Genomic DNA, 13,235 nt, shown 5'->3' on the forward strand with positions numbered 1-13,235 from the left:
GACAGAGGCCCGTCCGGGCAGCCGGACGGGCCTCGCGGGGTCAGGTGCCGTCGATGAGGCGGATCGCGATGTCCGGGCTGAACTGCCCGGCCGGGGTGCCCGGGGCGATGCCGCAGTTGCCGTCGGAGTCACCGGGGATCTTCACCCACAGCAGCATCTCCGTCCCGCCGTCACCGCCGAGCTGGGCGGGGGTGCCGAGCTGGCGGCCGGCGGGGTTGCACCACTCGCCGTTGGAGCCCTTGCCGTTGCGGCTGGTGTCGATCACCCACTTCGCGCCGCCGCCGAGAGCGGTGTTGACCGCGGACGCGTAGGTGGCCGACTGGCCGGTCGGGTAGTAGTTGGAGACGTTCACGGCGAAGCCTCGGATGTTGCCGACGCCCGCGTCCCCCAGCCGCGCCGCCATCGTCGCGGCCGGCACCCAACCGGCGTTGCCGGCGTCGAGGTAGGCCCAGGTGTTGGGGGCCCGGTCGCGGAACTGCTCGGTCGCGTACGTCAGCATGCGGTTGCGCGCCTGGATCGCGGCGGCGTCCATGCAGGCGAAGTCGCCGAGGGAGTCGGGCTCGATGACGACGACCGCCGGCCGGTCGCCGATGCCGGACGCGAACGCGGAGATCCACGCCCGGTACTCGGCCTCGCTGCCGGCCCCGCCGCCGGAGTGCCCGCCGCACGCGTCGCGGCCCGGGATGTTGTACGCGACCAGGACGGGGAGCTTGTCGGCCGAGTCGGCGGCGGACACGTACGCCGAGACGGAGGCGCCGACGTCACCGCTCCAGCCGCCGACCCAGCGGGCCATCGGCTTGGACGCGATGGACGACTGGATGCGCGCCGCCCGGGAGTCGCCCGGGTTGTTCCGCACCCAGGTCGCCGGGTTGGAGTTCGGGTCGACGTAGAAGCCGTTCGTCATGCCGACCGGGCCCGAGGCGCCCTGCTCGGTCAGCGACACGTTGTCCAGGAAGAAGCTGAAACCGGCGCCGCCGCCGAGCTGGAACGACACCTGCCCGGCCGGCGTGCCGAGGCCCGAGGTGAAGGGGAAGCTGAAGCGCTTGCTCGTGGTGGTGAGCGAGATCGCCTTGGTCAGCGTGTTGGTGTACGGGGCGTCCGCGAGCTGCACGGTGGTGACCGCGCTGACCGGGGCCGAGGCCGAGGCGTCGAACGAGAGAGTGTACGACTTGCCCTGGGTCAGGGGGATGGCGTTCTGGGCCACCATCGCGTCCCACGGGTTGGCGGTGCCGCCGGTCACGTTGACGCGCAGCCGGCCGGACTCCACGGTCATCGAGGTGTTCGCCGAGTTCCACCAGGGTGCGGTGCCGGCGGCGAACGTGCCGTTGACCACGAGCTGGGGCGCCGCGGTGGCGGGCGCCGCTGATAACGCGATGACGGCCGAGGCCGCGACCGCCATCGAACGGGTTAACAGTCGCACGTAGTACTTCCCTTCTGGGATTCCACGATCACACGATGATCCAGAATCACAGAGATCAGCAAATTTCGTGACAACTTGTGAAAAGTACCTACGTGCGGCGATCAGCGCCCGAGCGCGTCGAGCAGCTCGCGCTCGCGCCCGGCGCTCAGGCCGGCCCGCCTGACCCGCTCCAGCCCCTGCTCGCGCTCCCACAGCAGGGTGTCGGCCAGCAGTTCGGCCCGGGGCCGATGACGCAGCCCGGCGGCGACAGCCGCGGACCCGTCGCGGGCCGACCACCCTTCCCAGCCCGGCTCGACGAGCCACATCGGCAGCGACTCGTCGCCCATGTACTCGGTCACGCCGTTCTCCAGCAGCCATGCCGGGGCGGCGGTGACCACCGGCCCGGTGTGCCCGGCGGCGGCGCGGGCGAGCTCGATCCACTCCCCGAACGGCACGACCGGGCCGACCGCGTTGAAGGTGCCGGCGGTTCCCTTCTCCGCCGCGTCCAGCAACCAGGCCACGAGGTCCCGTACGTCCACCACCTGCGTGGGTATGTCCGGCGTGTCGGGAACCAGCACCGGCCCTCGCGGGTCACGGGCGGCCCGGGCCACCCAGTAGCCGGAGCGCCCGCTGTGGTCACCCGGCCCGCCGATGAGCCCGGCGCGCGCGACGAGGAGCCGGTCGCCCACCGCGTCCGCGGACGCCTGCTCGCAGGCCGCCTTCGCCTCCCCGTACAGCTCCCGGCCGACCTCGCGCCGGTCGGTCGGCGGCAGGAGCGGCGCGGACTCGTCGGCGCCCGGCGTCGCATGGGAGGCGTAGACGTTGCCGGAGGAGACGTAGGTCCAGTGGCGGGCCCGGCCGCCCAGCGCGCCGAGCGCCTCACACACGAACCCCGGCTGCCAGGACACCTCGAAGACCGCGTCCCACGTACGGTCCGGCAACGCGTCGTACGCGGCGGGATCGCGCCGGTCGGCGGCCACCAGCGTCGCGCCCGCCGCGACCTCCCCGCTCTCGCCGCGCGCCAGGCACGTCACCCGATGACCGCGCTCCATCGCCAGCCGCGACAGCTCCCTGCCCACCCACGCCGTGCCACCCAGCACCAAGACATCCATCCCGACACCCAAGCAGCCCGACCGGCCGGAGATCCAGCCTGATTCACTCACAGCGGAGCAGCCGGAGTTGCCCGATCTCCGCGACGTTCTTCATCAGCTCGGCGTTCACCCAGCCGATCATGTGCGCGACCGTGTGGCCGGTGTCATCGGGCCACGGGAAGGGAGCGGTGGCGTCCAGGTCGGCGTCGGTGAGCCGGTCCAGGGCGGTCAGCCACTCCTGACGGAGGTCGCGCAGCCAGGCGACGGCCGCATCGCCGTCTCCCGGCCAGGCGATCTCCGCCCGCTCGCGAGGCTCCCGCCCCTGGACGTGATCCAGGGTCACGCTCCACCACCAGCCGATGTGCCAGCTCACCCAGGCGATCGTGGGAACGGGCACCGGCTCGGGCTCGGCGTCCTCCCAGTCCGGCGCCCATGTCCCGTCGGCGGTCCGGCGCACCGTCCAGCAGTTGGACGTGGGCTCCCACAGGAAGTCCTCGGGCTTGAGCCGCTCCAGGTGGTAGTCGAACAAGGACCAGACCAGGTCGAACTGCCAGCGCAGCAGATCACGTCGCATCGTCGTTTCCCCTCATGTGTCGGCGAAGACCATAACGCTCCCCAAACTTGGAGCGCACTCCAATTTCCTCGTAGACTCCACGCATGGGTACGGAAGGACTGCGGGAGCGCAAGAAGCGGCAGACCCGGCAGCGCATCTCCGACACGGCCCTCGAGCTCTTCGTGGAGCGCGGTTTCGAGCAGGTGACGATCTCCGAGGTCGCGGCGGCGGCCGAGGTGTCGGTCAACACGGTCTACAACTACTTCGACACCAAGGAGGACCTCGTCCTGCCGCCTGACGAGGCCTCCCCGCGACGGCTGGCCGAGATCGTCCGGCAGCGCCGGCCGGGCGAGTCGGCGGCCGGCGCGGTGCTGGCCCGCCTCCGGGAGGAGGTGCGCGACCGGGAACGCCGGGTCGGCCTCACCGCCGGGTTCGGCCGCGTGCTGGAGATGATGCGTGCCGCGCCCACGCTGACCGCCCGCCTGGAGGACCTCGGCCGCCAGATGACGGACGCCCTGGCGATCGTGCTGGCCGAGGAGACCGGGACCCGCCAGGACGACCCACTCCCCCGCACGGTCGCCTGGCACATCGGCTCCCTGCACGCCCTGGTCATGACCGAGATCGGCAGGCGGACGTCGGCGGGCGAGCGTCCCGACGTGATCGCCGACGCCGTGCTGGAGCTGCTGGACGTCATCGAGAGCCTGCTCGGCGACCGGATCCTGCGCTATGCCGTACGAGAGGAGCCAAGCTGTCCAGAGTGACGATCAGAGGCGAGTTCGAAGACCTCGACGCCGCCCGGCTCCGCCACAAGGGCCGCGTCCAACGCCGGTGAGGTTCGCCGAGGCGCTGGTCCCCGGCCGTGAACGACGGCTGTCAGAGGTGCCGTTCCAGGGCGTGGCGGTGTTCCGTGACCCATCGCCGGGCGTCGCGCACCGTACGGACGACGCCCTCGTCCCTCAGGCGCGTCATCGCCGGATCACCGGCGGCCGCACCGGCGGCGATCCCGCGCCGGCAGCGGTCCTGCCACCACAGGATCGTCTCGACGAGCCGCTCCCGGCCGTCCAGACCGTAGACGTCGCAGACCAGCCGCAGCGACCGTCCCGCCTCGCCCACGTCCGCGATCTCCGGCCCCAGGTTCACGTACTGCCAGCACACGTGCGCGACGTCATGGATGCGCGCGCCCGGCGCGGCGATGTCCCAGTCGATGAAGGCCACCGCCCGCGGGCCGCCGTCGCGCTCCCGGTACACGGTGTTCTTCGGCGACAGGTCGTTGTGACAGACCACTTCCCCGCCCTCGGCGAGCGGGGTTCCCGCCGTCAGGTCGTGGAACTCCCGTACGAGCTCCACGACGGAGACCAGGCCGGCCTCCGAGGCCACCCGCAGGCGCTGATCCGGCTGCCAGGCGACGAGTCCGGGCAGGTAGCCCAGCATCTCCCGGCCCTGCCCGTCCGTCCCCAGGAACCGGGGCGCCCCCGCCCACCCCCGCCGCTCGAACAGCTCAAGCAGCTCATGCACGAAGTCGCTCCGGGGCGTCAGGGCCCGGCGCACGGTGTCACCGACCCGGACGACCTCGTTGACGAACCCTCCCGGCAACCGCTCTTCCCGCACATGTCCCCCTGACGTATATGACTTCAGGCGCTTCGGACCGGGCCCGCGAGGCGTGGACCGACATCGGGGAACGAGCCGTCGCCGAACAAGATCCGCGCCGCCAGCGTACGCCCGGCACGGCCGCGCAGCGCGGTCACCGCCGCCTCGGCCGCGGCCGGGGACCGGATGCCGGCGAACACCCGGCGCAGCAGCAACCGGCCCCGGAACCGGGCACGCAACGCGCCTCCGTCGTACCGGCTCAGCACGCGGGCGTCCCCCGTACGCAGGTAGTCGGCGGCGACCGCCGCGGCCAGCTCGGACATGCGCAAACAGGGGTCCAGCCCACCGGCCGTCAGCGGCGACACCGCGCCCGCGGCGTCCCCGACGAGCAGCCCCGCCGGGCACGCCAGCCGCCGCAGCACGCCGCCCACCGGGATCGGCCCGCCCCGGCGCTCGACCGGCCCGGTCGGCGCCGAGCGGCCGGGCGCGTCCTCGGCGAAGGCGTCCAGCAGGTGCCGGATCCCGGTACGCATCGCGCCCGGATACCCCGCGACCCCGACATGCGCATGCCATCCGTCGTCGATCACCCAGCCCAGATATCCGGGGGCGACCCGCGGATCCAGCACGCAGTGGAAGGCCGGGGCGGTCGCGCCCGGCGCGATCGGATAGACGATCTCGGCGCCGACGAGCAGGCGGCGGTTCACGTCGAGCCCCAGATCACGGGCCACCCGCGACCGGGCCCCGTCGGCGCCGACGACGAACCGGGCCGTCAGCGGCTCCGCGCCGACGAACCGCACCAGCCCCGCCGACATGCCGTCATACCGTACGCCCAGCAGCACCCGGGCCCCCGCCGACTCCGCCGCGCGCCGCGCGTGCTCGTAGACGGCCGCCATGTCGGCCACCCGGTACTCGTCCCGGTCACTGGTGAGCCGGACCGGCGACCGCCGCGACGGCGGATACAGCAGCACGTCCCTGATGCCGGGCCCGAGCAGCCGGTCCGGCAGGTCGAAGTCGTCGAGGGTGCGCCGTACGAAGATCCCCGTCGTGCGGATCCCGGCCGACAGCGACCTGCGGCGGTCGGCCACCATCACGTCCAGGCCCCGCCGCGCGAGCAGGCGAGCCGTGTGCAGGCCGGCCAGGCCCGCGCCCACGACGAGTACGTCCACTGTCTGCATATCCTGCGACGTTAGGCGCGACACCCCGCCCATCCGGCCGTTTGCACGCTATCCGCCCGATACCTCCACAACGCCGCCACATGGACGGGTCACTTGACCACGCGTCCCGTGATCTTCTGCCCGTCCAAGGGGGCGGCCAGGCAGTACACGGTCCTGGTGCGGGGCCAGTCCTCCTGAGCGGGCCAAAGCCCCCATAGGCCCATTTCATCCCTTTTCGAGTCTTCGATGCGCATTCTCGGAAGGCATCCGTCTTCCATGAGCCGCGTCATCTCCGCCCCCGGATACGGCCCTTCCGGGAGGACGTACGTGGTGGCGAACTCGGCCGAGTGCGGCACATCGCAGGGAACGGCGAAGAGGGTGACAGCTCCAGATCAGCTTGCGCCAGGTTCACCGGGCCGAGGCACGGAGGGCCGCCGCGATCCAGGCGAAGAGCGCGGGGCCGTCGTCGCCGGTGTCGGGCGGGGTCCCGTTGATCACGGCCACCAGGGACAGGTATCTGCCGTGGGTGGCGTCGTACCGGGCGTTCTCTTCCGCATCCGAGCGCTGGATCTGCTCGACCATGAGGAAGGCCGTGGCCAGCCGCTCACGTGACTCGGCCGTGGAGCGCCCGCCGGCGAGGGCCCCGGCGGTCGCGTCCGCCATGCCGACGACCAGTTCCCGCGACCGCGGGGAGTCGGCCGGCAGCCCCGAACGATACGCCTCCAAGACCTCCTTGCCGATCTCCATCCCCTCCTGGTGGATGAAGTCCCACACCGGCGCGTCGGCCAGCCGCCGTCCCGGGAACGTGTCGTAGGTGTCCTGGAGCCAGGAGCGGACCGCCCCGCGGAACTCCTCGCCCCGCACCAGGTCGGCCAGCTCGATCCAGGCTTCGAGCTGGGCGGCCGTGGGGTCCTCCGGCAGGCGCGGACGCATCGTGCGCAGCCGCTCGACGAAGCCGGGAGGCACGTCCAGGTTCTCGCCGACCTCGTTCCAGAAGTCGTCGACCAGCCGCTCGCGTTCCTCGTCGGGCATCGAGACGAGCTTGTGCATCAGGGCGACCTTGGCGGCCGTGCCGCCTTGCTTGACCAGGGTCCTCAGCACGGCCCGCCTGGCCCGGAGGTCACGCTCCTGACGCTCGACGAGCTCCAGGTGCGTCGCGAGGAGATCGTGCAGCGACGTCTCGCCGCCGAGCAGCCGGCGGATGTCGTCCAGCCCCGCGTCCAGGTCCCGAAGGGTACGGATGAGCTCCAGCCGGGCGATGGCCCGGACGTCGTACAGTCGGTAACCCGCCTCGGTCACGTGGGTGGGCGCGATGACCCCGGCGTCGGAGTAGTAGCGGATGGCGCTGACGCTCAGACCGGTCCGGCGCGCCACGTCCCCGATGGGGTACGTCTCGTTGTCGTCCATGCCCGTCACTATGGAGTCTCAAGCGGCCTGAGACTCAAGCCCCGCTCCCGCACCGTCGCGCCCCCACCACAGGAGGAAACTTGGTGACCAGCCACGACGCCCAGACCTGGGACCCCTTCGGCACGCTGCGCCGCGCACTGTGGATCGGCGGCGGCCAATGGGCCGGCAAGTCGACCGTCGCACGGCTCCTGGCCGTCCAGTACGGCGTCACCGTCTACCACTACGACTACCACGACGCCCGCGGCCACAACGACCGCCGGATCGCCCGCCGCGTCGGCCGCGGCGAGCCGGTCACCGGTCCCGACCCGGACCGGATGTGGGTCCACACCACTCCGGAGAAGATGGCCGCCGAGACGCTGGCCGGCTTCCCCGACCGGTTCGAGTGGGCCCTGGACGATCTCCGCGCGCTCGTCTCGGGTCACCCGATCATCGCCGAAGGCTGGGGGCTCCGCCCCGAACTCGTCGCGCCCGTCATCGACTCACCGCGCCGGATGGTCGTCATCGTGCCCACCCCGGAGTTCCGCCTGCGCCAGGTCCAGGAGCTCCCCCGGGCCGCCTCGCTCGGGCACCGCGTCAGCGACCCGGCCCGGGCGCAGGCCAACCGCCTCACCCGTGATCGCCTCGTCGCGGAGGACGCCGTCCGCACCGCCCAGCGGATCGGCATCCGTGTGATCGAGGTCGACGGCTCCCGCGACGCCGCCGCGATCGCCGAGCTCGTCGCCGACCACTTCAGCCCCTACCTTCCACAGAAGGTCTGAAAGACGGTCACCGGCCCCATTTCTCCGGCTCCCGTCGTCCGTACTCGACCAGGAGCTCCAGGGCCCGCCGCTGCCCTGGGCTCATCCGCGCTGACCCTGGTGCCCGAGGGCGACGAGGTCGTGGTCGGCGACCCCGAGACCGGCACGTTCGTGACCGTGCCCGCGGTGCGGGGTGGTGATCTCCGCGCTGCGGCGCGGCGCGACGACGGGCGAGGCCGCCGCCGAGGCCGAGGCGTTCGCCGGTGAGCCGGTCGACGTGCCGGCGTTCGTCGAGGTCCTCACCGAGCTCGGCTTCGTCGACGACCGCACCGGCGAGGAGCGCGAAGCCGTACGCACCGCGCCCATCCAGTTCCGCCGCTGGATGGGCGGCGTGAGCCAGAGGCCGGCCCGCCCGTTCTTCGGCCCGGTGGCCTGGACCGTCTACGCCGCCTGCGCCCTGTTCTCCGCCGGCGTCTTCGTCCTCTCGCCCTCGCTGTTCCCCCAGCCGGCACGGGACGCGTTCCCGCTCGGCGACATCGGCCTGAGCGCGCTCCTCCTCGCGCCCTTCGCCCTGGTCTCGACGGCCCTGCACGAGTGCGGGCACTGGCCGCCCGCGCGCTTCCCGTCATCGTGACCGTGGTCCAGTGGACCGCCGCCGCCCTGGCCGTCAAGGAGTACGCCCGCCGGTTCCGCCTCCGGCGACAGACTTGACTCCGTATCGTTTTTCAATACTATCGAATCTCGATAATATCGAGCAACGATGTGGAGCCGTACCGTGCCCCTCAACAGATCCAACCCTCTGAAGTGGACGGCGATCGTCGTCCGCGTCTTCTTGGTGCTGTTCGCCGCGACGATGGCCTACGAGGTCGGGCTCGCGGCCTTGACCGGCGGAGAGAACGCGTGGGGCTCCCGCGGCACCCGGAGCCTGGTGTGCGTGTCATCACCGCACATCGGCGACGTGGAGGGCAACGTCGCCGAGGACCCCCAACGCCGGAAGGCCGTGCGGGCGAGCGGCGCCCTCGACGCCGACCCCTACCCCGTGGAGAAGGGAGTCGAGTTCTTCTACGAGCTGCCCCGGATCTGCAAGGACGACTCCAGCCTCGGCACGCAGCTGCTGTACCAGACGTCGCGGTTCGCCACCGAGCTCGTCCTGCTCGTCTCCATCGTCCTTCTCGACCGGCTGATCAGAGGCGTACGGCGGGAGAACGGTTTCGATAAGGTGGTCGTCCGCAGGCTGTGGTTCCTCGGCGTGTTCCTCATGGCCGGCACAGTCGCGGCGTCGCTCTACACGACTCTCGTCGAGACCGGCCTGGCCGTGTCGATGGTGGCCGGCTCCATCAGGGACGTGTGGGAGATGGCCCTGTTCGGCTGGAACGTCCCGTGGGCGTTCCTGCTCGCCGGGCTCGGGCTCGTGGTGATGTCGAAGGTCGTACGCGTCGGCGCGCACATGCGCGAGGAACTCGAAGGAACAGTCTGATGTCGCCCGCCGAGAACTCCGAGCACACCATCGAGGTGCACCTGGACAGGTTGCTCGAGGAGCGCGGCATGACGGTGGTCGAGCTGGCCGACAGGGTGGGCATCACCAACGTGAACCTCTCCATCCTCAAGAACAACCGCGCCAAGGCGATCCGCTTCTCCACCCTGAGCAAGCTCTGCGAGGTCCTCGACTGCCAGCCCGGCGACCTCCTGTCCTTCACCCCCCGCTCCACCACGGAGTGACCGCGCGAGGCGGCCGCCCTGGCGCCTACGCCGCGGCGGCCCGGAGGCCGAGGACGACGAGGACGACCGCCGACATCCTGCCCACCGCACGCCTGAATCCGGCCCCGCGCACGAGATGCGCCCCTCGGTGGAGGAGCACCGTCCAGGTCAGCAACCACACCGCCATCAGCAGGGCGTGCGCGGTGGCCAGCGTGAGGATCTGCCCGCCGAGATGACGGCCGGGCAGGACGAACTGCGGGACCAGGGTCAGATAGATCGAGGCCGCCTTGGGGTTGAGCACGTTCGCGAGCAGGGCTTGCGTATAGCCGGAGCCGGACCGTTCCGGCTGGTCCGTCAGCGCGGGAGGCGAGGGCAGGGATGTCGAACGCCACGTCCACAGGCCCAGGCACACGAGATAGACCGCGCCGAGGAGCTTGACGGCGGTGAAGGCCTGGCTGGAGTGCATGACCAGCGCCGACAGCCCGGCGGCGGCCAGGGTGGCGTGCCCGTACAGGCCGGTGACCGTACCGAGGATGACGGGGAGAGCCTGACGGCGCCCGCCGGCGGTGACGCGCTGGATCAGCAGGGTCAGGCTGGCTCCCGGGGTGGCGATGACAGGCAGGATCGCCAGGAGGAACGCGGCGATCGCGTACGGGTGGATCATGCCTGGAGCACGACGCGGAAATGGGTGGTCAGGCGGCCGTCGTCGTCCAGGACGTGGAAGGCGAGGCCGGGCGGTTGCTCGCGGTCGGCGGGCCGGTCACCCTCCCACGGCAGGCGCAGGGTCCAGGTGACGGCCGGCGCGACGATCAGCGGGCGGCCCGCGAAGGTGGACGCGGCCGCGGTGTGAGCGTGCCCGGTGAGCACGGCGGCGACCCGCGGGTGGGCGTCGAGCAGCGCGGCCAGGTCGCCGGGCTTCTCCAGCCGGGAGGAGTCGGGCAACGGGTGGTGGAGCTCGACGGGCGGCTGGTGGAAGGCGATCAGCGCGGGCGTGCCCGGGGCGAGCCCGTCGAGGGTGGCGTGCATCCAGGCCAGGGTCTCGGGGTCGAGCCGGCCCTCGTCGTGGCCAGGGATGGTGGAGTCGCACATCAGGATGGCGGTGCCGGCGATGTGGTGCACCTGGTTGACGGGGCCGGGGCCGGGCGGCTGCCGCAGCAGCGCCTTGCGGTAGGCCGGGCGGGCGTCGTGGTTGCCGGGACAGGTGAGCACCGGGAAGGGGGCGGCCAGGATCCGGGCGGCCTGCTCGTACTCGGCCTCCTCACCGTGATCGGCGATGTCACCGGTGACCAGCACGGCGTCGACCGGGCGAGGGAGCGCCCGCAGGTGGTCCATGACGCGGGTGGCGCGCCGCGTCGCCCGGTCGGTGCCGTCGAGGTGCAGGTCGCTGATCTGAGCCAGCAACAGCGTCATCGTGTGACCCTTTCGTCTAATGGTTAAATGGAATTTAACGTTAGAGACCGTAGGGTACGGAAGAGGAGCGGGCAACCGGAAGGGGTTGGAGTGGAACGCTGGCCGGCCTTGGAACTGGCGAGCACGATCCGCCATGACGGTAACGGTGGTGTCACCGACGACCTGGCCACGCCGCAGAGCATGACCCGCTGGATCGGCCGGCAGGCGGAGCTGCTGGCCGGCCACGTCGACGTCGCGCAGCTCACCGGGGACGAGAAGCTGAGAAGCGAGATGGTCGAGCTGCGCCGGGCCGTGCGGGCGCTGTTCGCGCGAGCGGTCAGCCCGGCGCCGCCGAGCCGGGCCGACGCCCACCGGCTGATGCCCGCCGAGCAGGCGCTGGCTCTCCTCAACGCGGCGGCCGCCCGCGAGGCGATCGTCCCTCAACTGCACTGGCCCTCGGACGCCGAGCCCAGCACAGGGGTGCTGTCGGCCGAGCCCGACGCCGACGTCCGGCTGATCGCGGCCCTGGCACGGGCCGCCATCGACTTCCTGAGCGGTCCGCAGCGCGAGCGCCTGCGGGCCTGCGACGCGCCTCGCTGCGTGCGCTACTTCGTCCAGAGCCATGGGCGGCAGGAGTGGTGCAAGCCGTCATGCGGCAACCGAGCCCGCGCGGCCCGCCACTACCAGCGCCACAACGCCGCTCTCCCCGAGGCCTGAGCGTGCCGGGGCGAGGGGGTTGGCCGGAAGACCATGATCGTGTTTTCTGGAGGCACCCCCCGACCTGAGGACAGCCGATGCCCCAGCCCCTCGCAGCGCTCGCCGCTGTGCTCGCCACTGTGCTCATGTCCGCCCTGCTGACCGCCGGTCCCGCCGGCGCGGCGGCGGACCCGCCCTTACCCTCGGCGATCTTCCGCGCCACCCACAACAGCTACTCCGGCGACCTGGACGGCGCCAGGGGCTCGATCACCCGCCAGCTCGACCAGGGCGTCCGCTTCATCGAGCTCGACATCCACGACAACGGCTACGCCACCGCCCGCGACTACGCGATCGGCCACGACGCCCCCGGCGACCTCGTGGACCGCGCCGGCAACCCGGCCTCGAACCTCCTGCGCGACTGGCTCACCGTGATCGACACCTGGTCCACGAACCACCCCACCGCCGCGCCCATCACCGTCGCGCTCGACATCAAGGACGACCTGACCGACAACACCTCGTACGCCGCGGGCAACCTCGCCGCGCTCAACCAGGAGCTCGTCTCCGTCTTCGGCGCCAAACTGCTGCGCGCGTCCGACTACCCGGCCACCCCGCCGACCGTGGGCGCGCTGCGCGGCCGCGTCCTCGCGCTGCTCTCCGGCAACGCCAGGACCCGCGCCCTCTACAAACGCGACTCCGGCACCAGTCCCGCCGTCGCGATGAACGGGCGCGGCCAGGTCGTCGAGGTGCACGACTCGGGCTCGGGCGACCTCTGGTACTGGAGCGGCACGTACGGGTCGGACGGCACGGTGACCTGGCTGCGGCACGGCCGCTACGACTCCGGCATGACCCCCGCCGTGGCCCTCAACGACGACGGCGACCTGGTCGAGGTCCACCGCTCCCAGAACGCGACCACCCTGTGGTACCGCGTCGGACGGCTCGCCGCCGACGGCGAGATCACCTGGTCACCGAGCCGCCAGTACGACAACGGCGTCCTGCCCACGATCCGGTTCGACGCCACGGGCACCCGGCTGCGCGAGATCCACCGCAGCCAGAGCAACAGCCAGAACTGGACCTGGGCAGGCGCCCTCGACCCGGCCGCGCGCACGGTCACCTGGACGGGCAACGCCAAGACCGCCGACCCCCGCTACGACAAGACCACCTCGGCCGCCGGCGCGTCCAGCGTGCGCGTCTGGACCGGCGCCGACGGCCCGACCCCGGCCCAGACCCTGCGCGTCGACACGGCCCAGCGCACCGGTGACCGCATCCGCTACCAGCAGATCGCCTTCGACGAGTTCCAGCAGGGCGACAGCGCCGAGCTCCAGCAGGGCGCGCTGTACTACGCCGCCCCCGCCGGTCAGTCGTCGTTCATCACCGCGGCCCGGCAGGCCGGACGGCTCGTCCGCGGCTGGAACCTGGACTCGGCCTCCCAGGCGACCGATCCCCTGGCCAACTTCCCGGCCACCAATCACCCGTACGCCACCTGGTACCAGAACCTTCTCAGCCAAGCCGGCGCCGTCCAATGAG

15 protein-coding genes are annotated in these 13,235 nt (G+C 71.8%); 7 read left to right on the top strand and 8 right to left on the bottom strand.

Going from position 1 to position 13,235, the window contains the following annotated elements:
• Positions 1-40: 40 nt before the first annotated feature.
• The 3 genes from ACIBF7_RS37310 to ACIBF7_RS37320 form a co-directional block, all read right to left on the bottom strand.
• The gene (locus tag ACIBF7_RS37310) at positions 41-1,420 is read right to left on the bottom strand and encodes a glycoside hydrolase family 6 protein (RefSeq protein ID WP_397199243.1); all 1,380 of its coding nucleotides are present in this window, start codon (positions 1,418-1,420) and stop codon (positions 41-43) included.
• A gap of 101 nt (positions 1,421-1,521) precedes the next feature.
• Positions 1,522-2,511, bottom strand: a complete 990-nt coding sequence (locus ACIBF7_RS37315) for an NAD-dependent epimerase/dehydratase family protein (protein ID WP_364237279.1) — start codon at positions 2,509-2,511, stop codon at positions 1,522-1,524.
• A gap of 43 nt (positions 2,512-2,554) precedes the next feature.
• Positions 2,555-3,064, bottom strand: a complete 510-nt coding sequence (locus ACIBF7_RS37320; RefSeq protein WP_148029065.1) for a DinB family protein — start codon at positions 3,062-3,064, stop codon at positions 2,555-2,557.
• A gap of 83 nt (positions 3,065-3,147) precedes the next feature.
• Here ACIBF7_RS37320 and ACIBF7_RS37325 point away from each other — a divergent pair, with 83 nt between their 5' ends.
• Positions 3,148-3,804 carry a TetR/AcrR family transcriptional regulator gene (locus ACIBF7_RS37325; RefSeq protein ID WP_148029064.1) on the top strand — a complete coding sequence of 219 codons (657 nt, stop codon included), beginning with the start codon at positions 3,148-3,150 and terminating at the stop codon, positions 3,802-3,804.
• Positions 3,805-3,916: 112 nt separating this feature from the next.
• Here ACIBF7_RS37325 and ACIBF7_RS37330 read toward each other — a convergent pair whose 3' ends face one another.
• From ACIBF7_RS37330 to ACIBF7_RS37340, 3 genes are all read right to left on the bottom strand, one after another.
• Complete coding sequence (locus ACIBF7_RS37330) at positions 3,917-4,651, bottom strand: phosphotransferase family protein (protein ID WP_397199244.1); 735 nt, start codon at positions 4,649-4,651, stop codon at positions 3,917-3,919.
• 23 nt (positions 4,652-4,674) lie between these two features.
• Positions 4,675-5,805, bottom strand: a complete 1,131-nt coding sequence (locus ACIBF7_RS37335) for an NAD(P)/FAD-dependent oxidoreductase (protein ID WP_364237273.1) — start codon at positions 5,803-5,805, stop codon at positions 4,675-4,677.
• 387 nt (positions 5,806-6,192) lie between these two features.
• Positions 6,193-7,191, bottom strand: coding sequence for a MerR family transcriptional regulator (locus ACIBF7_RS37340; protein ID WP_397199245.1), 999 nt, complete (start codon positions 7,189-7,191; stop codon positions 6,193-6,195).
• Positions 7,192-7,274: 83 nt separating this feature from the next.
• On the opposite strand from ACIBF7_RS37340, the gene ACIBF7_RS37345 reads away from it, so the two are divergent.
• The 4 genes from ACIBF7_RS37345 (at position 7,275) to ACIBF7_RS37360 (ending at position 9,647) form a co-directional block, all read left to right on the top strand.
• Positions 7,275-7,949: a hypothetical protein gene (locus tag ACIBF7_RS37345; protein ID WP_271275737.1), complete on the top strand. Its 675-nt coding sequence runs from the start codon at positions 7,275-7,277 to the stop codon at positions 7,947-7,949.
• A gap of 175 nt (positions 7,950-8,124) precedes the next feature.
• The gene (locus ACIBF7_RS37350) at positions 8,125-8,562 is read left to right on the top strand and encodes a hypothetical protein (protein WP_271275738.1); all 438 of its coding nucleotides are present in this window, start codon (positions 8,125-8,127) and stop codon (positions 8,560-8,562) included.
• A 141-nt stretch (positions 8,563-8,703) separates the two neighbouring features.
• Entirely contained in the window at positions 8,704-9,405 is a 702-nt protein-coding gene (locus tag ACIBF7_RS37355) for a DUF2975 domain-containing protein (RefSeq protein WP_271275739.1), read from the top strand.
• A complete protein-coding gene (locus tag ACIBF7_RS37360) occupies positions 9,405-9,647 on the top strand; it encodes a helix-turn-helix transcriptional regulator (protein ID WP_271275740.1) in 243 nt (80 codons plus the stop codon). The genes ACIBF7_RS37355 and ACIBF7_RS37360 overlap by 1 nt, the downstream gene beginning before the upstream one ends.
• Before the next feature lie 25 nt (positions 9,648-9,672).
• Here ACIBF7_RS37360 and ACIBF7_RS37365 read toward each other — a convergent pair whose 3' ends face one another.
• Both ACIBF7_RS37365 and ACIBF7_RS37370 read right to left on the bottom strand, forming a co-directional pair.
• Positions 9,673-10,290, bottom strand: coding sequence for a LysE family translocator (locus tag ACIBF7_RS37365; protein WP_271275741.1), 618 nt, complete (start codon positions 10,288-10,290; stop codon positions 9,673-9,675).
• Positions 10,287-11,036, bottom strand: coding sequence for a phosphodiesterase (locus tag ACIBF7_RS37370; RefSeq protein ID WP_271275742.1), 750 nt, complete (start codon positions 11,034-11,036; stop codon positions 10,287-10,289). Before ACIBF7_RS37370 ends, ACIBF7_RS37365 begins: the two co-directional genes overlap by 4 nt.
• A gap of 90 nt (positions 11,037-11,126) precedes the next feature.
• Here ACIBF7_RS37370 and ACIBF7_RS37375 point away from each other — a divergent pair, with 90 nt between their 5' ends.
• Both ACIBF7_RS37375 and ACIBF7_RS37380 read left to right on the top strand, forming a co-directional pair.
• A complete protein-coding gene (locus ACIBF7_RS37375; protein ID WP_271275743.1) occupies positions 11,127-11,732 on the top strand; it encodes a CGNR zinc finger domain-containing protein in 606 nt (201 codons plus the stop codon).
• A gap of 77 nt (positions 11,733-11,809) precedes the next feature.
• Positions 11,810-13,234, top strand: a complete 1,425-nt coding sequence (locus ACIBF7_RS37380; RefSeq protein WP_364237266.1) for a hypothetical protein — start codon at positions 11,810-11,812, stop codon at positions 13,232-13,234.
• Position 13,235: the final 1 nt, after the last annotated feature.

This window comes from Nonomuraea sp. NPDC050478, assembly GCF_044458265.1.
GTDB lineage: Bacteria > Actinomycetota > Actinomycetes > Streptosporangiales > Streptosporangiaceae > Nonomuraea > Nonomuraea ferruginea.

Bases quoted from the DNA above. Each gene is read 5' to 3' on its own strand.
- ACIBF7_RS37320 (WP_148029065.1), bottom strand. From the start codon at position 3,064: ATGCGACGTGATCTGCTGCGCTGGCAGTTCGACCTGGTCTGGTCCTTG.
- ACIBF7_RS37360 (WP_271275740.1), top strand. From the start codon at position 9,405: ATGTCGCCCGCCGAGAACTCCGAGCACACCATCGAGGTGCACCTGGAC.
- ACIBF7_RS37340 (WP_397199245.1), bottom strand. From the start codon at position 7,191: ATGGACGACAACGAGACGTACCCCATCGGGGACGTGGCGCGCCGGACC.
- ACIBF7_RS37370 (WP_271275742.1), bottom strand. From the start codon at position 11,036: ATGACGCTGTTGCTGGCTCAGATCAGCGACCTGCACCTCGACGGCACC.
- ACIBF7_RS37335 (WP_364237273.1), bottom strand. From the start codon at position 5,805: ATGCAGACAGTGGACGTACTCGTCGTGGGCGCGGGCCTGGCCGGCCTG.
- ACIBF7_RS37315 (WP_364237279.1), bottom strand. From the start codon at position 2,511: ATGGATGTCTTGGTGCTGGGTGGCACGGCGTGGGTGGGCAGGGAGCTG.
- ACIBF7_RS37325 (WP_148029064.1), top strand. From the start codon at position 3,148: ATGGGTACGGAAGGACTGCGGGAGCGCAAGAAGCGGCAGACCCGGCAG.
- ACIBF7_RS37365 (WP_271275741.1), bottom strand. From the start codon at position 10,290: ATGATCCACCCGTACGCGATCGCCGCGTTCCTCCTGGCGATCCTGCCT.
- ACIBF7_RS37380 (WP_364237266.1), top strand. From the start codon at position 11,810: ATGCCCCAGCCCCTCGCAGCGCTCGCCGCTGTGCTCGCCACTGTGCTC.